27 protein-coding genes are annotated in these 19084 nt (G+C 56.9%); 25 read left to right on the top strand and 2 right to left on the bottom strand.

Going from position 1 to position 19084, the window contains the following annotated elements:
• Positions 1-10: 10 nt before the first annotated feature.
• The 25 genes from JIF53_RS16060 (at position 11) to JIF53_RS16180 (ending at position 16645) form a co-directional block, all read left to right on the top strand.
• Positions 11-1018: a phage major capsid protein, P2 family gene (locus JIF53_RS16060; protein WP_113878923.1), complete on the top strand. Its 1008-nt coding sequence runs from the start codon at positions 11-13 to the stop codon at positions 1016-1018.
• Between the two features lie 10 nt (positions 1019-1028).
• Complete coding sequence (gpM, locus tag JIF53_RS16065; protein WP_113878922.1) at positions 1029-1865, top strand: phage terminase small subunit; 837 nt, start codon at positions 1029-1031, stop codon at positions 1863-1865.
• Positions 1866-1968: 103 nt separating this feature from the next.
• Positions 1969-2430, top strand: a complete 462-nt coding sequence (locus JIF53_RS16070) for a head completion/stabilization protein (protein ID WP_113878921.1) — start codon at positions 1969-1971, stop codon at positions 2428-2430.
• A complete protein-coding gene (locus tag JIF53_RS16075) occupies positions 2427-2636 on the top strand; it encodes a tail protein X (protein ID WP_416234188.1) in 210 nt (69 codons plus the stop codon). Before JIF53_RS16070 ends, JIF53_RS16075 begins: the two co-directional genes overlap by 4 nt.
• Before the next feature lie 33 nt (positions 2637-2669).
• Positions 2670-3059, top strand: a complete 390-nt coding sequence (locus JIF53_RS16080) for a hypothetical protein (RefSeq protein WP_113878919.1) — start codon at positions 2670-2672, stop codon at positions 3057-3059.
• Positions 3056-3856: an N-acetylmuramidase domain-containing protein gene (locus tag JIF53_RS16085; RefSeq protein WP_199453319.1), complete on the top strand. Its 801-nt coding sequence runs from the start codon at positions 3056-3058 to the stop codon at positions 3854-3856. The genes JIF53_RS16080 and JIF53_RS16085 overlap by 4 nt, the downstream gene beginning before the upstream one ends.
• Positions 3853-4062 carry a hypothetical protein gene (locus JIF53_RS16090; protein WP_113878918.1) on the top strand — a complete coding sequence of 70 codons (210 nt, stop codon included), beginning with the start codon at positions 3853-3855 and terminating at the stop codon, positions 4060-4062. Before JIF53_RS16085 ends, JIF53_RS16090 begins: the two co-directional genes overlap by 4 nt.
• Positions 4063-4341: 279 nt before the next feature.
• Positions 4342-4641, top strand: a complete 300-nt coding sequence (locus JIF53_RS16095) for a hypothetical protein (protein ID WP_199453321.1) — start codon at positions 4342-4344, stop codon at positions 4639-4641.
• Positions 4638-5102: a phage tail protein gene (locus tag JIF53_RS16100; protein WP_199453323.1), complete on the top strand. Its 465-nt coding sequence runs from the start codon at positions 4638-4640 to the stop codon at positions 5100-5102. The genes JIF53_RS16095 and JIF53_RS16100 overlap by 4 nt, the downstream gene beginning before the upstream one ends.
• Positions 5095-5550: a phage virion morphogenesis protein gene (locus tag JIF53_RS16105; protein ID WP_199453325.1), complete on the top strand. Its 456-nt coding sequence runs from the start codon at positions 5095-5097 to the stop codon at positions 5548-5550. Before JIF53_RS16100 ends, JIF53_RS16105 begins: the two co-directional genes overlap by 8 nt.
• Before the next feature lie 77 nt (positions 5551-5627).
• On the top strand, positions 5628-6188 hold the full coding sequence (locus tag JIF53_RS16110) for a phage baseplate assembly protein V (protein ID WP_199453327.1): 561 nt from the start codon (positions 5628-5630) through the stop codon (positions 6186-6188).
• A gap of 2 nt (positions 6189-6190) precedes the next feature.
• The gene (locus tag JIF53_RS16115; RefSeq protein WP_108019149.1) at positions 6191-6388 is read left to right on the top strand and encodes a hypothetical protein; all 198 of its coding nucleotides are present in this window, start codon (positions 6191-6193) and stop codon (positions 6386-6388) included.
• A gap of 5 nt (positions 6389-6393) precedes the next feature.
• Positions 6394-6729 (top strand): GPW/gp25 family protein, encoded by a 336-nt coding sequence (locus tag JIF53_RS16120; RefSeq protein ID WP_228285588.1) that lies wholly within the window; start codon positions 6394-6396, stop codon positions 6727-6729.
• Positions 6726-7637, top strand: coding sequence for a baseplate assembly protein (locus tag JIF53_RS16125; RefSeq protein ID WP_323127206.1), 912 nt, complete (start codon positions 6726-6728; stop codon positions 7635-7637). The genes JIF53_RS16120 and JIF53_RS16125 overlap by 4 nt, the downstream gene beginning before the upstream one ends.
• Positions 7630-8256 carry a phage tail protein I gene (locus JIF53_RS16130; protein WP_199453331.1) on the top strand — a complete coding sequence of 209 codons (627 nt, stop codon included), beginning with the start codon at positions 7630-7632 and terminating at the stop codon, positions 8254-8256. Before JIF53_RS16125 ends, JIF53_RS16130 begins: the two co-directional genes overlap by 8 nt.
• An 8-nt stretch (positions 8257-8264) precedes the next feature.
• Complete coding sequence (locus tag JIF53_RS16135) at positions 8265-9455, top strand: phage tail protein (RefSeq protein ID WP_199453333.1); 1191 nt, start codon at positions 8265-8267, stop codon at positions 9453-9455.
• A 9-nt stretch (positions 9456-9464) separates the two neighbouring features.
• The gene (locus JIF53_RS16140) at positions 9465-10067 is read left to right on the top strand and encodes a hypothetical protein (RefSeq protein WP_199453335.1); all 603 of its coding nucleotides are present in this window, start codon (positions 9465-9467) and stop codon (positions 10065-10067) included.
• Positions 10064-10489 carry a hypothetical protein gene (locus tag JIF53_RS16145; RefSeq protein ID WP_199453337.1) on the top strand — a complete coding sequence of 142 codons (426 nt, stop codon included), beginning with the start codon at positions 10064-10066 and terminating at the stop codon, positions 10487-10489. The genes JIF53_RS16140 and JIF53_RS16145 overlap by 4 nt, the downstream gene beginning before the upstream one ends.
• A gap of 487 nt (positions 10490-10976) precedes the next feature.
• A complete protein-coding gene (locus JIF53_RS16150) occupies positions 10977-12116 on the top strand; it encodes a phage tail sheath protein (RefSeq protein WP_416234189.1) in 1140 nt (379 codons plus the stop codon).
• Positions 12117-12127: 11 nt separating this feature from the next.
• The gene (locus tag JIF53_RS16155; protein WP_199453341.1) at positions 12128-12637 is read left to right on the top strand and encodes a phage major tail tube protein; all 510 of its coding nucleotides are present in this window, start codon (positions 12128-12130) and stop codon (positions 12635-12637) included.
• Positions 12638-12649: 12 nt separating this feature from the next.
• A complete protein-coding gene (locus JIF53_RS16160) occupies positions 12650-12934 on the top strand; it encodes a phage tail assembly protein (protein WP_199453343.1) in 285 nt (94 codons plus the stop codon).
• A 23-nt stretch (positions 12935-12957) separates the two neighbouring features.
• Positions 12958-13074, top strand: a complete 117-nt coding sequence (locus JIF53_RS16165; RefSeq protein WP_108019142.1) for a GpE family phage tail protein — start codon at positions 12958-12960, stop codon at positions 13072-13074.
• The gene (locus JIF53_RS16170; protein WP_199453344.1) at positions 13074-15179 is read left to right on the top strand and encodes a hypothetical protein; all 2106 of its coding nucleotides are present in this window, start codon (positions 13074-13076) and stop codon (positions 15177-15179) included. The genes JIF53_RS16165 and JIF53_RS16170 overlap by 1 nt, the downstream gene beginning before the upstream one ends.
• A 6-nt stretch (positions 15180-15185) precedes the next feature.
• A complete protein-coding gene (locus JIF53_RS16175) occupies positions 15186-15662 on the top strand; it encodes a phage tail protein (RefSeq protein ID WP_108019140.1) in 477 nt (158 codons plus the stop codon).
• Positions 15662-16645 carry a contractile injection system protein, VgrG/Pvc8 family gene (locus JIF53_RS16180; protein WP_199453346.1) on the top strand — a complete coding sequence of 328 codons (984 nt, stop codon included), beginning with the start codon at positions 15662-15664 and terminating at the stop codon, positions 16643-16645. The genes JIF53_RS16175 and JIF53_RS16180 overlap by 1 nt, the downstream gene beginning before the upstream one ends.
• A 33-nt stretch (positions 16646-16678) precedes the next feature.
• Here the strand turns inward: JIF53_RS16180 and JIF53_RS16185 are convergent, their stop codons facing one another.
• Both JIF53_RS16185 and JIF53_RS16190 read right to left on the bottom strand, forming a co-directional pair.
• Positions 16679-17962, bottom strand: a complete 1284-nt coding sequence (locus JIF53_RS16185) for a hypothetical protein (RefSeq protein ID WP_199453347.1) — start codon at positions 17960-17962, stop codon at positions 16679-16681.
• The gene (locus JIF53_RS16190) at positions 17959-19068 is read right to left on the bottom strand and encodes a nucleoid-associated protein (protein ID WP_199453349.1); all 1110 of its coding nucleotides are present in this window, start codon (positions 19066-19068) and stop codon (positions 17959-17961) included. The genes JIF53_RS16185 and JIF53_RS16190 overlap by 4 nt, the downstream gene beginning before the upstream one ends.
• Positions 19069-19084: the final 16 nt, after the last annotated feature.

A 19084-nucleotide genomic window follows, 5' to 3' on the forward strand; every position in this document is an offset into this window, starting at 1 on the left:
AAGTCAGACTATGCGTAATGAATCCCGAGTACAGTTCAACAAGCTTCGGCAGCAGATCGCGAAGCTGAATGGCGTTGAATCCGCAGCGGAGGCCTTCGCGGTCACTCCGACCGTCCAGCAAACGCTGGAACGCCGCATGCAGGAGTCCAGCGACTTCCTGAGCCGGATCAACATGATCGGTGTGGACGAAATCAAAGGCGAGAAGGTTGGCCTAGGCGTTGGCTCCACCATCGCCGGCCGTACCGACGTCAGCGCCAACGACCGGACCCCGTCCGACGTCAGCGATACCACCGGCAATGGTTACGAGTGTTTCCTGACCGAGTTCGACACCGCTGTGCCCTACTCCAAGATCGATGCCTGGGCGAAGTTCCCGAACTTCCAGGCCATGCTGCGCGATGCCATCGTTCGCCAGCAGGCCCTCGACCGCATCATGATCGGCTGGAACGGTACCAGCGCGGCAGCCGCCACCAATCGCTCCACCAACCCGCTCCTGCAGGATGTGAACAAGGGCTGGCTCCAGCATTATCGCGAGCAGGCTGCCGAGCGAGTCCTGAACGAAGTGGTTGCATCCTCTGGCCAGGTAACCATTGGCGACACGGGCGACTACAAGAACCTCGACGCTCTGGTCTTCGATGTTCTGAACAGCATGGTTGATCCGTGGTATCGCGAGAATCCAGACATGGTAGTTTTGGTCGGCCGCACCCTGATGTCCGACAAGTACTTCCCGCTGATCAACCAGTCCAACGCCCCGACCGAACAGCAGGCACTGGATCTGCTGGTGAGCCAGAAGCGCATCGGCGGCCTGCAGGGGATTCAGGTGCCATACATCCCGGACGGCACCCTGATGATCACCACCCTGGAGAACCTGTCTATCTACTGGCAGCAAGGTGGCCGCCGCCGTCACATCATCGACAACCCGCGCCGTAACCGCATCGAGAACTTCGAGTCATCAAACGATGCCTACGTGATCGAGGACTTCGGTGCCGGCGCAGTCGTTGAAAACATCACGATGGTGTAAGGGGGACGTAATGGTCAGCCCAGCGAAGAAACGGTTTGAACAGGTCCGCGCCGCCCGTGAGGCGGCTGCGGCCGAGGATTTGGAAAAGGCCCAGCAGGAAGCCAAGGCCAAAGACAAGGAACGGGCAGAAGCCTCGGGCAAGGAACGGCCCAACCCCTACAACCGTGGAGAGGGTGGAAAACCCCGGCCGAGCCCTGCCCGCAAGCACTTCGACCGTGCCCGGGCGAAGGCAGAGGCATCGCAGGCCACGCCGGCCAGGCCTCAAGGTGATTCCTATGAGCTCCACAAGGCCGCGATCGTCGAGGATATCCGGCGCCTGTCCGACATCCAGAGCATTGAGCGAAAGATTGAAGCGAAGCGGGAGCTCCTGCCGAACTACGAAAGCTATGTTCAGGGTGTTCTGGAAGGTGGCAAAGGCCAGCAGGACGATGTGCTGATGACCCTGATGGTCTGGTACCTGGATGTGGGCGAGCTCTCCACGGCAATGGATATCGCCGAGTACGCTGCAAACTATGGGCTGGAAACGCCGGACCGGTACCAGCGCAGCACCGCGGCTCTCGTCTCTGAGGAAGTGGCCGATTTTGCCCTGAAGCTGGATAAGGAAGCCGAGAACCAGGAAGAGGTTCTGGAACAGCTCCAGCGTTGCCTGGCCCTGTTCGCGGATGCGGACATGCACGACCAGGTAAAGGCGAAGCTCTTCAAGGCAGAAGGCTCGATTCTGGATAACACCGGGCACACCGAAGCCGCAGTCGCCGCTTATGAGCGGGCGCTGAAGCTGAACGACAAGATCGGCGTGAAAAAGGAAATCGAGCGCCTGAGAAAGGAACTCAAGAATTCCGGACAATAACCGGATCCGAGTCGGCACCCCGACGCCAGGCGGCACGGGGCCCTGAGCCAAGGCCACGCCGGAAGCTCTACGGCCCCGTCCACCGCCTTCACCCGGAGGCAGTATGAGCCTGATCGCAGCCGGTGGCACCACCGAGCCCGTCATCATCACCAACGCAGCTTTTTTCCCGGACCTGAACCTTCAGGAATTCCGCGATTCGATGCGCCTGGACGGCACCGTCACTGACGAGCGAGCCCAGCACGCCCTCGAGGCCGGGATGTTCGATGCCAACCGCTCTCTGGCCGATTACATGAAGTCTCAGAAGGATCTCGGCTTCGACAGCTTGGAAAACGTGCCAGATGCCGACTGGCAACCATCCGGCACAAACGTGCGCCTATACCTTCGGGCAGTCTGGTGTCTGGCAAAGGCCAACCTGATCGAGCGGTACCGGGATTACGACTCCACAGGGAAAGGAGAAGCGAGGGCCGAGGCCATGGATCTGACCGGTGATGATCTCAGGCGTGATGCTGCTTGGGCGTTATCCGATATCCGGGGCGCCAATCGCACCACCGTGGAGCTGATCTGATGGACGAGGTTCGAACCATCCAGGGCGATACCGTTGACTGGGTCTGTTTCCGCTATTACGGCTACACCGCCGGCGTCACTGAGTCAGTTCTTGCTGCGAACCCTGGCCTCGCCGATCTGGGGCCGGTACTGCCGATCGGCACCGTGATCAAAATGCCAGAAGTCGCAGCCAAACCCACCCAAGCGACCGTCCAGTTGTGGAATTAGGGAGACGGCATGCCGCCAGAAAAGGCTGAATCTATGCAACTGCAAGAGATGGTCGCCCTAGATTGGGCGGCAAGGCTGAGACACCTGGAGGATCTTCACCCACGAGTGAATGCGCTGGAAAGCGCTGTCGCCGGGTTGCACAAAGACCTTCAGAACCTCGCTGAAGACCAGAAAGAGAACCATAAGGAAACCCAACAGGCGCTGAAGGATTACCTGGAACACAGCCAGCAGCGAATGGAAAAAGGTGAATCTGCCATGCAGGGCGCCATTAACCGCCTGGATAGGAACGTGACCGGATTGGCCAGAAAGGTATGGTTCTTCGCTGGGGCTGTCTGGGTAATCATCGGTATCGCTGGTATCGCATTTGCCATGCGTAAAGAGCTGTTCAGCGCTGCAGCCGCAGTCATAGGAGCCACGACATGATGATCAAGATCGGAGACGTAGGCCAGCATGTCTCAGAGCTGCAAGCCAGCTTGAATAGTTCTGGAGCAGCTATCGAGGTGGACGGCTGGTTTGGTGAATCGACAGAGAAAGCCGTCATCCGCTTCCAACGCAAGAACGGCCTCATGGTTGACGGCATCGCCGGCCCGGCCACTCTTGCCCGCCTGGATCCAGCCAACATCATCAGCCCAGACAAGCTGCTGAGTGAGGATGATCTGAAAAATGCCGCACGACGGCTGGGCGTGCAGCTCGCCGCGATCAAGGCGGTGACCGAGGTAGAGAGCAAGGAATCCGGGTTCCTGCCCTCCGGCAAGCCGGTGATCCTTTTTGAGCGGCACATCATGTACCGACGCCTACACCCTTCCGAGCGGGGGCACAACGCCGCCAAGGCGCCTGGCATCGTAAACGCAAAGCCAGGCGGGTATGTTGGCGGTGAGGGGGAATGGCGACGCCTGAGCCGGGCACGAAGCATCCACGAACCTACCGCCATCGAGTCAGCCAGCTGGGGCCTTTTCCAGATTATGGGTTTCCACTGGCAGGCCCTGGGCTACTCGTCCCCGTTCGATTTCTGGGCAGCCATGCACCGCAGCGAAGGTGAGCAGCTGGAGGCGTTCCTCCGGTTCATCAAAAAGGACAAGGCCCTGCACCAGGCGCTGAAGAACCGTGACTGGACAGCCTTCGCAGAGCGTTACAACGGCCCAGCCTACGCCCGAAACCAGTACGACACCAAGATGGCGGCCGCCTATGACAGGTTCCGCGCTGTGGGGCGAATTTCGTGAAACTGACACCTGAACAGCTGGACGCTTGGAGAGTCGTCCCAAGACTCCTGGTGATCCTTTACGGCTGGCTCTGTTTCGACACCCACCAATGGTTCATCGCCCTGGAAGTTCCCACCACAGCTCAGCAATTCTACGCGAACGTGATCTGGACCGGCGCGGCCGCATGGTTCGGATTCTACGTCAACAGCGGGAGAAAACAGGAATGAAACTATACCTGGTCATTGGGCTGGTCATTACCGCGCTTTGCGGGTCCCTTTGGGCCAGCATCGAGCGGAACATGGAAACCAGCGCGAAACTGGCATCAACCGCCCATGCGTTGAACCTGCAGAAACAAGAAGCAGAGCAGACACAGGCCAGACTCACGGAGATGACAGAGGCCCGAGACCGCCTGGCTGAGCGGATTGAACGAATCGAGTCGAAGGGCTCCGACCTGGAAGCTGCCCTCGAGGCTGAAAGAGCAGCCCGGGCCCAACTGGAGAAAGAGAATGAAGTCTATCGTAACTGGGCTCGCACTGAGCTCCCTGATGTTGTTGTCCGCCTGCTCCGGAAAGGTCCGATACATCCAGACAACGGAATACCTGGTGTGCAGCAACGTGAAGGCACTGGCGATTCAGGAGCGTCACCCGGGCCGAGAGTGGATGAACCAGAACGGCGACCTGCTGGATCTGATTGACCGGTACAGCATCAAACTCACCACCCAGAACGATCGCATGACTGAAATCTGGGACGAGATCGAAAGCTGCGAACAGAGAGCCCAGCAGATGAGCACGCAGGAGCCAGAATGAAAAAACTTGCCGATCTCCGAAATCACATACTGGCCAATGTATCGGACCTCAAGCGGAACCCGGATAAGCTTCTGAGTTTCATCGAGGATGGAAACATCGAATTCTGGCAGGGCCCGAACCTCAGCCACATGTATACCCTGCCGATCAGGATTATCGTCACCGATTACAGCGGCGATCTTGACCACCTGATACTGCCCATTCTCTCCTGGCTGGCATACCGTGAGCCTGGCGCGGATCCGCAACGCTCCATCAGCTTTGAGGCCGAGCTCCTGAACAACAACAGCTACGACATCAGCATCACTGTGAACGTGACCGAGCGGGTGATCGTGACCGCGCTGGAGACTGGTTTCCAGACCGAGCACGTATTGCCTGAGCCAGAGATGCAAATGAACCCGGATGCCGAGTGGCAGATCATCATGGACCTCCACGGCCTGACCGAACAGGTACCGGGCGATGACTGACGACATCGACGCCCTCGCCGGCTGGGTGGAACCGCTGCTGCGGAAGATGGATCCAGCCGAACGCCGCAAGCTGATGAAAACCATTTCCCGGGATCTCCGGAAAGAGAACCAGGAGCGGATGAAAGCCCAGGAAGGGCCCGATGGACAGAAATGGGACCCGAGAAAGAAAAGGAACCTACGCAGTAAACGCGGCCAGATTCGCAAAAAGGCTATGTTTACCAAGTTGAGGACAGCAAAGTACCTCAAGATCAGAACCAGCCCGGATTCCGCCGGCCTGGCTTTTGCCGGACCAGCAGCCCGAATCGCCGTGATTCACCACTTCGGACTGCGTGCAAAGGTGGACAAGAACGGCCCGATCTACGACTACCCTGCTCGCCGCCTGATAGGCTTTGGTCGGGGCGACCTTGAACTCATCGCCGACCGCGTCCTGGAACACATCCAGCCCTAAACCCTGCTTTTTGTTCCGCTGGCCGTTACAACGTCAACGGCTTCTTATTGTTGGGTCCAAAAATACAAACTGGCCCCATGAATACTCTCGCTGAAGCCTTCCGCCTGATCAACAACATTGTCCGAATCGGCCAAGTGGCCGAAGTCGATGTTTCGCGCGCGCGTGCCCGCATCCAGGCTGGAGACAACCTCACAGGTTGGCAGCCATGGGTATCTGCGAGAACCGGTACCAGCTTGGAATGGGATCCACCCACCGTTGGGGAACAAGTAGTTCTGCTCTCGCCGTCTGGCGACCTGGCACAGGCAATCATTGTGACCGGGCTATACAAGCAGAACGCACCCTCCGACAGCGCCGACGAGCATAAGCGAGTCTACCCGGACGGTGCCAGCATCACCTACGACCATGTGAAGAAAGAGCTGGTCGCCAGCTTTCCCGGAAAGGTGAACATCAACATAACCGGCGACGCCACAGTCAACGTAGGCGGAAACGCCACTACAGCGGTGGCCGGAACGTGCAGAGTCAATGCTCTGAAGATTCATCACAACAATGGCAATCCTGTCGTCACCACGGGCCACATCTGCCATTTCACCGGCCTTCCGCATGGTGATGGATCTAGCACAGTAACAGCGGGGAAATAGCCATGGCCCTAAGCAAGAGTCAGCTGAAAACCCGGATCATCAATGAAATGAAAGCTCAGGGCGCTAACGAAACAGGCCCCTTCAGCTGGGTTGAGAAAATGGCAGAGGCCATTTCCAACGCCGTGGTGGATGAGATTCAAGCGAACGCGCAAGTGCCAGTAACAGGCGGCTCCAGTGCCGGTACCTACAAGGTCGAATGATGGGAATGAATGCAGCGACGGGCCGTTACCTGTCAGGAACAGCACATATCAGTCAGAGCATCGGTACCATTTTAGCGACACCGTTGGGATCCCGCGTTATGCGCCGGGATTTCGGTTCGTTGATCCCTGAACTGATTGATCAACCCCTAAATCGTGCCACCGTGCTCAGGCTTTACAGTGCGGCCGTTGTTGCCATTCAACAGTGGGAACCAAGGGTTCGCGTTGGCAACGTCAACCGCTCCATGGGCGAGGACGGCCGCTTTACCCTTGAGATTTCTCTGACCAGGACTGACACCGGTGAATCCGATCAGATCCGCGTGCCGGTAGGAGGTACGCTGTGAGCGGCCCCATTGATCTATCCAGACTCCCCAAGCCCAAGGTTATCGAGGAGCTGGATTACGAAACCATCCTGGAACAACGGAAACAGAAACTGCTTTCCCTGGTACCTGAAGATCGTCGCCAGGAGGTGGAGGAAACGCTCGCCCTGGAATCCGAACCCCTCACCATTCAGTTGCAGGAGAATGCCTACCGTGAGCTGGTATGGCGTAAGCGGGTAAACGAAGCGGCAGTGGCCAACATGCTGGCGTTTGCCGAGGATGAAGATCTGGACAACCTGGTTGCCAACTTCGACACCGAACGGTTGATGGTGGATCCAGGCGATCCGAACTCCATCCCGCCGATACAGCCCACCTACGAATCCAACGATAGCCTGCGGCTGCGCTCACAACAGTCCTGGGAAGGTTTGAGTGTGGCCGGACCAACCAAAGCCTACGAGTTCCATGCCTTGTCGGCTGATGGCCGGGTTTCTGATGCCAGGGCGATCAGTCCAAACCCGGCCTATGTAACGGTCACCCTTCTGTCATCTGAAGGCAATGGCACAGCCAGTCAGGAAATTATCACCAACGTCGACACGGCCCTCTCTGCAGAGGATATCCGCCCGGTCGGCGACCGCCTGACCGTTCAGTCGGCGACCATCATTAACTACCAGGTAGAAGCTACCCTATACGTCTACCCTGGCCCGGAACAGGAACCCATCATCGAAGCTGCCCGAGCCTCACTCGACAACTATATCGGCACCCAGCGCCGTATTGGTCGGGATATACGCATCTCAGCTCTACACGCAGCCCTGCACGTAGAAGGCGTCCAGCGAGTGGAGCTAACTTCACCCGCGTCGGACGTGGTGCTGGACGAGACCGAGGCAGCCTACTGCACCAGCGTTAGCGTCGTAATTGGTGGTTCCGATGAGTGACGACCGCACTCCTCTGCTACCCAGCAACGCGACGCCGCTTGAACGGGCTGCCTCTGAAGCTCTGGCCGATATCCAGCGGGTACCAGTGCCATTGCGCACCCTATGGAACCCGCATAGTTGCCCGGCGCGACTGCTGCCTTATCTGGCCTGGGCCTTCAGCGTCGATCGCTGGGACCCAACCTGGACGGAAGCGGCCAAACGCGACGTGATCGCCACCAGCTTTTACGTGCACAAGAAAAAGGGAACGATCAGCGCCCTACGCCGGGTCGTCGAGCCGCTTGGGTATCTGTTGGAGGTAACCGAATGGTGGGAAACCACACCAGTGGGCACGCCGGGGACGTTCGCGCTGCGCATCGGTGTACTGAACACCGGCATCACAGATGCCATGTACCAGGAACTGGAAAGGCTCATCGATGACGCAAAACCTGCCAGCCGCCACATCACGGGGCTGGACCTTGCCGGCGAGACGTTCGGCACTTTCTACGCTGGTGCAGCTACTTACGATGGCGATGCTACAGCAGTCCTGCCCTATCAGCCTGGCACCATCGCCGTAAGCGGACCTTTATTCGTCTGCATGGCAACTGACAGCAACGATTCAGCAACGGTTTATCCGCAATAGGAGAGCGCATGCCAAGCTTCTACACCATCCTCACTGACGTAGGCCAGGCCAAGCTGGCGAACGCGATCGCCCTGGGGCAAACCATTGAAATCACCGATCTGGCAGTAGGTGACGGCAATGGCGCCCTGCCAACGCCCGAAACCTCCCGTACCGCCCTGGTAAATGAAGTGCGCCGTGCACCGATAAACCTGAGTGAAGTGGATGGCCAGAATCCCAACTGGGTAGTAGTTGAGCAAGTACTACCTCCAGACGTAGGCGGTTGGACGATTCGAGAGATCGGGGTTTTCGATATCGATGGCGATTTGATCGGGTATGGCAACTACCCAGAGACCTACAAGCCAGTATTGGCCGAAGGCTCCAGCCGAACTCAGACAATCCGCTTCGTGATGGAAGTTTCCGACACCGAGGCAGTGACACTCAAAGTAGATCCATCGGTGGTTCTCGCTACCCGTGGCTATTCGGATAGCGCTGTGAATTCTCACAACGAAAAAACCGGTGGAGTACACGGAATCCCAGAAGGCCAAACTGCCCTTCATTCGGGACAAAAAGCATCCACATCCGAAGCCAAGCAAGGCACGCCAGGAAAATTCCCCGATGCTGCTGGAGTGCGTGAGGCGTTCGGCCAGTTTGGTTTAGGCGGTGGATCTCTGAGGTCTGGAGATATCAACGAAGTAGTCGCCTCAGGCTTTTACTATTCAACAGGCAATCCGGCTGGTGAAAGCAATCGGCCAGCAGACGCTGACGAGAATGGATATCTCTATGTCGCAAGGCATGGGAGCAATGGTAGTTATGCTTGCCAAATCTTTATCCCCTATGACCAAAACAGAATGTTCTTCCGGAGATTGAATGGCGTTAATGGATGGCAGCCATGGGTAGAAGTCGCCCACACCGGAAATATGCCAGCAGTGAAAGCCACCAATGGGTATGAGCAGCTTCCCAACGGCATGATCCGTCAATGGGGTGAAGTCACGGTTACCACCAACACTCAAAGCGTGATTTTTCCAATCGCGTTCCCAAACGAGTGCGTCTCTTTCCAGCCTACGCACGTTAGCGAACTGACGAATCGCTATGTCATCTCCCAAGCCACCGGAAAAAGTCAAAACGATGGACAGCTGGCTCTTTACTCCGCCGAACCCGGTGCGGCGCCCATAGGTAACAACATAAGCTTGACCGTCGGATGGTCAGCCATTGGATACTGAGGACTAGCCATGTATTACCAAAGCAGTAAAAACGCGTTCTTACCTGACGACATGATTGAGCTCTACGCCCTCAAAGAAGGCTGGCCAGAGGACGAATTGCCCGCTGATGTAATTGAGGTCACCGATTCCGAATGGCTTACCTATGGTCTGAGTTCACCCCCTCCTGGGATGCAAAGAGGTCCCGGTGAAGATGGTCGTCCAACCTGGGTACCAACTCCATCAGAAGAAGACTCCGTGCTTCGAAACCGAGCGATTGTCAGCATCGATACAGCAGCTGGCAACGCCAGATCTCGCTATGTAAGTGCAGGACAATTAGTTGAACAAGAGTATCGACTCGCGTTGCAACAGGTAGAAATGTGGCGACAGGAAGGCAGCCCCTCAGAAAATGTGCCGCCCGCCGTCAAAGATTGGGCAGAGGCTGAAGGTATCAGTTTCGAGATAGCTGCAGCTAGCATCGAGCAAACCGCAGCAGACTGGGAACAGGTATTGATCACTATTCGAAGAATCCGACTTGCAGGCAAGGCCTCCGTCAAATCAGCACCTGACGGAAGCGACTTTTCCGGTATAGCTCAACCCTTTATTGATCAGTTGAATGCAATGGAGCCCACATGATCACACTCCAGTTCTCGACCACAAAAGGGGTCGGTAGCCAAGTGATCCGCTGGGCTACATGGTCACCCTACAGTCACGTGGATTTAGTGCTGGACGACGGGCGACTACTAGGAGCGACGGCCCGCTATGGTGTCTCTATTCGAGATCCCGAACCCATCCAGACCTACGCACGATTTCAAGTGTCTGGTTCGGTGGAGACGATCGAGGCAGCCCGCAGCCAGATCGGTAGGCCCTACGACTGGCCGGGTATTCTCGGCTGGGGTTTCCGCCGAAACTGGCAGGACCAGAATGCCTGGTTCTGCTCTGAGCTGATCGCCTGGGCATTTGAGCAGGCCGGCTGCCCGTTGCTTCGTGGTGATAGAAGCCACAGAATAACCCCAAGGGATCTTCTCCTGTCCCCGGCGCTCATTCCTGTGAGCTAAACCTGCCCGTTTTTTGTATCGCTCCCTGCCACAAATCCACAACCTAGCCTCTCAGCCTTCAGCGTTCATTATGGCAGTTAAAACACCGCCATTGAGATGACCAGGAGGCGTCATGCCCGACCAATACCACCACGGCGTCCGGGTGCTTGAGATTAACGAAGGCACCCGTACCATTCGCACTGTTTCCACCGCCGTTATCGGCCTGGTTGCGACAGCCCCCGAAGCCTTGCCTGGCGTGGCGGCTGAAGCCGTTGTTCCGGCCATTGCCAACAATGCTGATGTGCTGATCACTGCAGCGGCCGTAGGTACCGCCGGCAACCAGATCCGCGTCCGCTACGTCGATCCAGCGGCGAATTCCGAAGCGTTGGCCGTGAGTGTCAGCGGCAACGATATCACCGTAACACTGGCCACCGACGCCTCCGGCGTGATCACCAGCACCGCCAACCAGGTGGTTACCGCCATCAACGGCAGCGCCGAGGCCTCAGCCCTGGTCACCGCTGCCAACGATGCCGGCAGCGATGGTTCCGGCCTGGTCAATGCCGTGGACTTCACCAGCCTGGCCGGTGGCGAGAACGAGCCCTTCCCGCTGAATACCCCGGTTCTGGTCACCCGAATTGACGAAGCGATCGGCAATGCTGGCACCACCGGCACCCTGCCCAAGGCCCTGGATGCGATCGGCGACCAAACCTCACCGATCATGGTTGTCGTTCGGGTTGCCGAGGGCCAGACCGAGCAAGACACCGAAGCCAACGTGATCGGCACTACCAATGCCCAGGGCAAGAAAACGGGCATGAAGGCACTGCTGGCCGCCGAGCAGAACCTGGGCGTAAAACCCCGCATTCTGGGTGTTCCCGGTCTCGACACCGAGAACGTCACTGCTGAGCTGATCACCATTGCCCAGCAGCTGCGGGCATTCGCATACGCCTACGCACACAACTGCCAGACCATCTCTGAGGCCATCCTCTACCGTAACGGCTTTGGCGCCCGGGAACTGATGCTGATCTGGCCGGACTTCACCGCGTTCAACGTCAACACCGCAACCGTGGAACAGGCCGCCGCTGTAGCTCGCGCCATGGGCCTGCGCGCGAAGATCGACCAGCAGGTGGGCTGGCACAAGACGCTGTCTAACGTGGCGGTAAACGGAGTAACGGGCATCGATAAGGACGTGCACTGGGATCTGCAGGACCCGAACACCGACGCCGGCCTGCTCAACGCCAACGAAGTCACCACCCTGATCCAGCGTGACGGTTTCCGTTTCTGGGGTTCCCGGACCTGCAGTTCGGATCCGCTGTTCGCCTTCGAGAATTACACCCGCACGGCCCAGATCCTCGCCGACACCATCGCTGAGGCGCACATGTGGGCCGTGGACAAACCAATGCATCCATCACTGGCCAAGGACATCCTGGAAGGGATCAATGCCAAGTTCCGCGAGCTGAAGCTCCTGGGCTTGATCGTGGATGCACGCGCCTGGCTGGATCCGGAGATCAACACCAAAGACACCCTGAAGGCCGGCAAGCTGTACATCGATTACGACTACACCCCGGTACCACCGTTGGAGAACCTGCTGTTCCGTCAGCGGATCACCGACCGGTACCTGGCCGACTTCGCCGCCCGCGTGAACGCATAAGGAGCTGAGCAATGGCACTTCCCAAGAAGCTGAAGCACTTCAACCTGTTCGGCAACGGCGATAACTGGCAGGGCCAGATCGCCTCCCTCACCCTGCCGCCCATGGTCCGCCAGATGGAGGAGTTCCGTGGCGGCGGCATGAACGCCCCGGTGGACATCGACCAGGGCATGGAAAAGATGGAGTTCCAGTGGACCCCGGCAGGCCTCATCCCCGGCCTGTTCGACAACTTCGGTACCAGCCAGCTGGACGCCGACCTGCTGCGCTTCTCCGGCAGCTACCAGCGCGATGACACCGGCGAGACCCTGCCCGTGGAAATCGTGGTCCGTGGCCGTCACCGAGAAATTGCCATGGGCGATGCCGAGCCTGGCAGTGACAACACCCTGTCCGTCACCACCACACTCAGTTACTTCAAGCTCACCATCGGCGGTGAGGAAGTGGTCGAGATCGACGTGCCCGGCATGGTTGAGCGAATCCGAGGCCAGGATCGCCTGGCCGAACACCGCCGCAACATTGGCCTGTAAGGACCCTGATTCATGAGTAAGCCCGTAACTTCAACCGTCGAACTGGATACCCCGATCAAGCGCAACCAGGAGGAGGTGGCCAAGCTCACCCTGCGCAAGCCGGCCTCTGGCGAACTGCGTGGCCTGTCCCTGGCAGACCTGATCAACATGGACGTGGACAGCATCACCAAGGTGCTGCCGCGCATCAGCAACCCCACCCTCACCGAACAGGAAGTGCGTGAGATGGACCCGGCCGATCTGGCCGCCTGCGGTACCGAGATCGCCGGTTTTTTGCTGCCGAAGCGGTTGAAGGGGTAATCCCACACCGCGTAGACGAAGCCATGGCTGACATCGCCGCCATCTTCCATTGGCGGCCGTCAGACATGAACGACATGCCCCTTTCTGAACTCATGGAGTGGCGGGAACACGCCCGCAGGCGAAGCTCGACGGAGGAGTAATGGCCAAGAACCTCGACCTGCAGGTGGTACTCGCCGCCAGAGACAAGCTCACCAAACCCCTCAAGAAGATCGACGCAACCACCACCGGTACCGCCCGAGCGCTGAAACAGGCCCAGGCGGAAACGAAGCAGTTGCAGAACTCACAGCGTGACATCTCATCCTTCCGCAGGATGGACGATGCCCTGGGCAAGAATGCCAAGGCCCTGGCTGAATCACAGGAGCGCGTTCGCCGCCTGGGCCACGAGCTCCGAACAACCAGCAAGCCGACCGCCAAACTTCGGAATGAGTACAACAAAGCCCGGCAGGAGGTGGAGAAATTCACCCGCAAGGGACAGGACCAGCGGAAGGAGCTGGGCAAAGTCCGCAAGCGGCTGAGCGATGCCGGCGTGGACGTGCGCAACCTATCCGGCGAGCAACGGCGCCTGGCCGATCAGATGCAGGCTACCAACAACCGAATCCAGCGCCAGAGGAAGTACCTGGATCAGCTGGGCAAGGCCGACATATCCGGAAAGTTCAGCAACATGACCGGTGAAGTAGGCCGGTTCGGCCGACGCACGGCCATGGTTGGCGCCGGTGCTGCCGCTGGCATCTTCGGTATCGCGAACTCCACGGCCACCCTGGGCGACCAGGTAGCGAAAACAGGCGACAAGATCGGCATCGCACTCGGCCCCTTCCAGGAACTACGCTACGCCGCTGAGCGCTCCGGCGTGTCTACCGAGAAATTCGATTCCAGTCTGGAACGGTTCATCAAGCGAATGGGCGAAGCCACCCAAGGCACCGGCGCTGCCCGCAAGGCCTACGAGGAGTTGGGACTTTCCGCTGAAGACCTGGCCAAGCTGACCCCAGAGCAAAGCCTGGAAGTAGTGGCCGATCGGCTCTCCTCCGTAGAGAACCAGTCACAGCGAGTAGCCATCGCCGCTCAGCTGTTCGGGCGCGAAGGTGTGGCCATGGTCAACATGCTGAAGGATGGCAGTTCAGGCCTTCAGGCGTTGAGACGCGATGCCCGAGCCACGGGCTATGTGCTCAGCGAACAGGCCGCCCGAGACGCGGAAGCCTTCAAGGATGCAATGCTGGACGCACAGCTGGGCATGGCTGGCATGAAGAACACCATCGGCGCCGAGCTCATGCCCGCCATCACCGACATGATGGGTGACCTCTCCGCCTGGATGCGGGAGAACCGGGACCAGGTAAGCGCGTTCGCCTCCACCTTCGGTACCAAGCTCAAGAACGCCATCCCGGTGCTGCGTGATATTGCTGTCGGTGCCGCATCCACGGCAAAGACACTGGGCATGATCACCAGTAACCTCGCCACCATGGTGGGCGGTTTCGATAACCTGGGGATGATCCTAGCCGTGGTTCTGGCCATGAAGCCCATCATGGCCATCCTCGCCTTCGGCAAGGCCATTTTCATGGCCACCAGTGCAGTCGTCGGCTTGGCCGGCGGTTTACCGGCCGTTGCGGCTGGCATCAAAGCGATCGGAGTAGCGCTTACCGCCAACCCCATCGGTCTGATCATCGCCGCTATCGCCGGCGCCGGTTACCTGATTTACAAGAACTGGGGCGCCATCATGGACTTCTTCAAGAGCCTGCCAGCCAAGTTCTCCGGCTTTGGCTCCATGATCATGGACGGTCTGGTGGGTGGCTTGTTAGGCGGCCTGAAAAAGGTGAAAGACACCATCGTGAACGCAGGCCAGAAAACTATCGGCTGGTTCAAGGGCGTTCTCGGGATCAAGTCACCGTCCCGGGTATTCATGAGCGCTGGCCAGGACACCCTCGAGGGATACCGGAAAGGTATCCAGAAACAGGAACCGGCGGCACTGAAGCAGGTCAGCGGGTTCGGCAAACGTGTGCGCAGTGTAGGGGCCGGCATTGCCATTGGCGCGTCCGCCCTGCCCGCTGCGGCCGGCGTCCAGTTCGACAACCGCCCACCGATCGCCACCGGCTCGCCTTCTGCAGCCACTGCTGGCGATAGCGTAACGATCAATGTCTATGCAGCACCAGGGCAAAGCGAACGAGAGATAGCGGCCCAGATCGATCGGATTCTCCAGGAGCGCGACCGCCGCAAAGCCACCCGTGCCCGCAGTGCACTGTATGACAGGGAGTAATCAGCCATGATGATGACCCTCGGAATGTTCGTCTTCGAAGTGCAGTCGCTGCCATATCAGCAGCTCCAGCGCAGCACCCAGTGGCGACACCCCAGCCAAAGCCGCGTTGGTCAGCGCCCCGCTTACCAATACCTGGGCCCGGGTGAAGACACTATCACCCTGAGTGGCACCCTTTACCCGGAGCTCACCGGCGGCCGCGTAACCCTGGACGACGTGCGCATCATGGCCGACGAAGGCAAGGCCTGGCCCCTGATTGAAGGCTCTGGCCGGGTGTTCGGATTCTGGTGTGTCACTGGCGTTGAAGAAACCAGTACCGTGTTCTTCTCCGATGGGGTACCCCGCAAGATCGACTTCACCATCAACCTGGTGCGGGTAGACGAGGACGACTTTCAGGCCTTCCGCGACCGTGCCGCCACCAGCCGGGATGCCGCGATCGGGCTCGGGCTTTACCAGCCCAGGCGCAATAGCGGAGGCATCGCCTGATGCAGCACCGAGCCCCTGATTATCGATTGGTGGTAAACGGCCGCAACATCACTCCAACGGTGAACGGCAGGCTGATAGACCTTACCCTGGATGAAACACCAGGGGATGAGGCTGACACACTGTCCCTCACCCTCAGCGACCACGACAATACCCTGGAGATCCCGCCCAAGGGCGCAGAGATCCAACTGGCTATTGGGTGGAGAGGCCAGCCGCTATTCGAGAAGGGCCTGTTCATTGTGGACGAGGCTTCGTACAGCTGGGCGCCCAACGTACTGAACATAACCGCCCGCAGCGCCGACATGCGCAACGGCCTGCCCACACGCCGAACCCGCAGCTGGGACCAGGTAACCCTCAGCGATTTGGTAACCACCATCGCCCGGGAAAACGAGCTTGAGCCCGTAATCGGCGGCAGCCTGGCTTCGATCAGCATCGAACACCTGGACCAGACCGACGAATCCGATCTGAATCTGCTCACTCGCCTGGGAGAACGCCACGACGCGATCGCCACCGTGAAAGCGGGCAGGCTGCTATTCACTCCTCGAGGAGAAGCGGCCACCGCCGGCGGTACCGCCCTGCCCTCCATAACCGTAAGGCCTCGCAGCGGCGACAGCGGTACCTACCGCGAAACCGATCGCGACGGCTACACGGGTGTCATCGCCTTCTGGGACGATGTCGACGCCGGCCAGCAGGTTCAGGTGCAGGAGGGTACGGAAGAACGGGTGAAACGACTGCGAGGTACCTATGCTAATGAGAGCGAGGCCAAGGCCGCGGCACAGGCTGAGCTTCGACGACTGAACCGTGGTGAGGCGGAGCTAACCATTACTCTGTCCACAGGTAGGCCGGATGTTGGGCCGGAGTGGCAGCTGCGGGCAGAGGGATTCAAGCGGCAGATCAACGGGCGGGAATGGGTGGTAACCAGGGCCAGTCACAGTTTGAGTGATGGGGGACTGGTCACAACGTTAGATACAGAGACAAAATCTTGAGATACTGGAAAACGGTTTAAGAATACACGCCAACTACGATAGAGATTTAACCAACATCATCGATATCAGATTGACCCCCTGATTAAACGCATCACGACCACCATTTAACTCGTAATATATAAAAGTGCCAATTAAAGCAGGCATCCATCCTAAGAAACGCATCCCAAACAACATGTTTCCTATCCAACGCTCGCCACGATCTAAACTTTTGTTCATTTCCTGTATTCTAGACTTTAGATCTTCGGGATAACGGGCGCTCTCACCTTCAAGCGAGTCAGAAACAATACGGCGAGCATGCCTCACCTGCTTAAATTGACGCTTTTGGTTAACAACAGAAGCTGCGACAATTAATGCCGCACCTACGAGGGCCAAAACAGAAAGAAATTGCTGAGCAATACCCTCTACTTTTAAAAGCGCAACCAAACCGGCAAACGATGCTGGAATGGCGAGAAGCTTCCCAGAAATATCCGATAGAACTTTGGAGTAACTTGCTGCAAGCTCCAACTCCGCATCAGCTACTTCCTTCTTAGCTTTCTGAAAAGCGAACCCGCTTAAATAAACCTCTAAGTTATTATGATATAACCGTAGGAATTCGTCCCATTCAACAACCAGTTTCTTAAAATTCTCGGCCTCATTATCTACTGACCTATTGCAGAACTCAGCAATTGACGTGTGGAACACACCAAGACGAGCAGTGTAATGTGGATCCTCGTACTGACTGTCGTCGCACAGAGATCTGACAATATCCAAACTTATCGCAGATGCGGCGTAAACCACCGAAGACACAACCTTCGTTTCTATAACGATAGGAATGTCATGCCTGTCACTTTCGTGTTTTACAAAAACCAACCTCTCACCTAGCTGAGCATTTGTCTTATCTTTATAGTGAGAAAGGTTGACCAAATAGCTGATAAGCTCGCAAGTCTTTACAAGGCCATTTGAAATTTCGGAATTATCATCTGCTTCGAGACTATAAAAGTCCTCTTGAACCAAATAGTACTCAGACGGCAATATTCCCTGAGATACCCTTGGCGATTTATTTAGCATGTCACAAAGGGACTGATAAAACCTACTATCAGTATTAGATGGAACCAATATCTCAAATTCCACCTTGCTGCCAGAATCTGGAAGGTCGACACTCTCCATCACAAACTGACCGTCTACCCGACAACTACGGACCGAGGAGCTGTTCTTTGCGTAGATTCGGGCAAGTAAATCCTTTGCACCCTCATATTCAATGGTTGCCGCAAAGCAGCCATCGACTAAACCAGGCTTGCCGGATCTCCTATATAAATCTACAAAAGTCCGTATGGTCATTGCTGCCTAGCATCCAGATCATTGATTATTTTTTGCTTTACATCGTCAGGCAATTCGGTGAATGTCAAAGAGCCAGTTTTCCTATCATAATATACTGTCGCCCCAGGTTCATCCCCCAAAACGCTATACTCCACATTAAATGACCACGCCTTAGTTTTTGCGGTGACCTGAGAAAATGCATTGGTACTAGTTTTGTTAACATTAAACTGAAACGGAACAGCATTTGACTCGTCATTCAAAGTATCGATATATTTCTGAGTTATTTCTTCAGCCTCATCCGAAACACTTAACGGCAAATGTTTTTGGAATATAGCTGAAACTTCATGTAAGTTTACTGGCTGTTGATTCTCAGCTTTATCTTTTAAAAAACTGACCATTTCAGCGCGCATGTCATGTGCGTGATGCTTCAGTTTACCGTTATCGCTATAGATAGCAAAAGCTTCGCGAATTACAGCTGTCGTTGCACGAGATGTGGCTACGCCGGGTATACAATCCAGCGCCAGAATAAAATACGTGGAGGCCCCAGCCGATGCCGCTGGGCTAAGGAAGTTAAGGTAGCTAATCTCTTGCTTTTCTTCGTCTGTAGCCGAATTGTACTCTGAGAATTTCTGAAAATTAATTCTCGCGGCCTGATGTAGCTTATTCGTTTCCACCTCAGTCACCAGCTCAGGAACCATTTTCTCTGTAATTCTAAGTCCAGGCCGCTGCTTTACCATAGCTACCATGAAGAACCTGACACCATCTCTCAGATAATCATAAAACACAATATAACCACCGGTAGCCGCAGACGCTGAATGGGCCGTTCGCATCAGTTCGTTAATGGCTGTTGTACTCAAGTCTTCAAAATTCTGGTCTTCAATAGAATGAAGCTCGTAATAAGACATGAAGTGATCAGCAAATTTTCCTCTCCTTGACGGTTCGCAGAAAGTGCCGTACTGAACCCGATTGTGTTTTTTTCCATAGGCATCGAGTATAGCTTCTAACAATCGAACGACACCTTTGTTTGTCGTATCAAGTATGCTGCCCCAATCCGGATCTTCTACCGGCCCATTCTTATCTTTGTTGAATCCATGGATAATAACTTTGTTTATAGTTATACCGTTCATTATTTTTGCGTACCTC

It is taken from the genome of Marinobacter sp. bablab_jr008, from assembly GCF_016464145.1.
GTDB classification, from domain to species: Bacteria; Pseudomonadota; Gammaproteobacteria; order Pseudomonadales; family Oleiphilaceae; genus Marinobacter; species Marinobacter nauticus.

Excerpts from the sequence above, each read along its gene's own strand:
- JIF53_RS16110 (WP_199453327.1), top strand. The coding sequence starts at position 5,628 with ATGAATACTCTCGCTGAAGCCTTCCGCCTGATCAACAACATTGTCCGA.
- JIF53_RS16190 (WP_199453349.1), bottom strand. The coding sequence starts at position 19,068 with ATGAACGGTATAACTATAAACAAAGTTATTATCCATGGATTCAACAAA.
- JIF53_RS16100 (WP_199453323.1), top strand. The coding sequence starts at position 4,638 with ATGAAAAAACTTGCCGATCTCCGAAATCACATACTGGCCAATGTATCG.
- JIF53_RS16185 (WP_199453347.1), bottom strand. The coding sequence starts at position 17,962 with ATGACCATACGGACTTTTGTAGATTTATATAGGAGATCCGGCAAGCCT.
- JIF53_RS16070 (WP_113878921.1), top strand. The coding sequence starts at position 1,969 with ATGAGCCTGATCGCAGCCGGTGGCACCACCGAGCCCGTCATCATCACC.
- JIF53_RS16160 (WP_199453343.1), top strand. The coding sequence starts at position 12,650 with ATGAGTAAGCCCGTAACTTCAACCGTCGAACTGGATACCCCGATCAAG.
- JIF53_RS16095 (WP_199453321.1), top strand. The coding sequence starts at position 4,342 with ATGAAGTCTATCGTAACTGGGCTCGCACTGAGCTCCCTGATGTTGTTG.
- JIF53_RS16140 (WP_199453335.1), top strand. The coding sequence starts at position 9,465 with ATGTATTACCAAAGCAGTAAAAACGCGTTCTTACCTGACGACATGATT.
- JIF53_RS16180 (WP_199453346.1), top strand. The coding sequence starts at position 15,662 with ATGCAGCACCGAGCCCCTGATTATCGATTGGTGGTAAACGGCCGCAAC.
- JIF53_RS16120 (WP_228285588.1), top strand. The coding sequence starts at position 6,394 with ATGAATGCAGCGACGGGCCGTTACCTGTCAGGAACAGCACATATCAGT.
- JIF53_RS16155 (WP_199453341.1), top strand. The coding sequence starts at position 12,128 with ATGGCACTTCCCAAGAAGCTGAAGCACTTCAACCTGTTCGGCAACGGC.
- JIF53_RS16105 (WP_199453325.1), top strand. The coding sequence starts at position 5,095 with ATGACTGACGACATCGACGCCCTCGCCGGCTGGGTGGAACCGCTGCTG.
- gpM (WP_113878922.1), top strand. The coding sequence starts at position 1,029 with ATGGTCAGCCCAGCGAAGAAACGGTTTGAACAGGTCCGCGCCGCCCGT.
- JIF53_RS16135 (WP_199453333.1), top strand. The coding sequence starts at position 8,265 with ATGCCAAGCTTCTACACCATCCTCACTGACGTAGGCCAGGCCAAGCTG.
- JIF53_RS16145 (WP_199453337.1), top strand. The coding sequence starts at position 10,064 with ATGATCACACTCCAGTTCTCGACCACAAAAGGGGTCGGTAGCCAAGTG.
- JIF53_RS16085 (WP_199453319.1), top strand. The coding sequence starts at position 3,056 with ATGATGATCAAGATCGGAGACGTAGGCCAGCATGTCTCAGAGCTGCAA.
- JIF53_RS16165 (WP_108019142.1), top strand. The coding sequence starts at position 12,958 with ATGGCTGACATCGCCGCCATCTTCCATTGGCGGCCGTCAGACATGAAC.
- JIF53_RS16130 (WP_199453331.1), top strand. The coding sequence starts at position 7,630 with ATGAGTGACGACCGCACTCCTCTGCTACCCAGCAACGCGACGCCGCTT.
- JIF53_RS16115 (WP_108019149.1), top strand. The coding sequence starts at position 6,191 with ATGGCCCTAAGCAAGAGTCAGCTGAAAACCCGGATCATCAATGAAATG.
- JIF53_RS16080 (WP_113878919.1), top strand. The coding sequence starts at position 2,670 with ATGCAACTGCAAGAGATGGTCGCCCTAGATTGGGCGGCAAGGCTGAGA.
- JIF53_RS16060 (WP_113878923.1), top strand. The coding sequence starts at position 11 with ATGCGTAATGAATCCCGAGTACAGTTCAACAAGCTTCGGCAGCAGATC.
- JIF53_RS16175 (WP_108019140.1), top strand. The coding sequence starts at position 15,186 with ATGATGATGACCCTCGGAATGTTCGTCTTCGAAGTGCAGTCGCTGCCA.
- JIF53_RS16170 (WP_199453344.1), top strand. The coding sequence starts at position 13,074 with ATGGCCAAGAACCTCGACCTGCAGGTGGTACTCGCCGCCAGAGACAAG.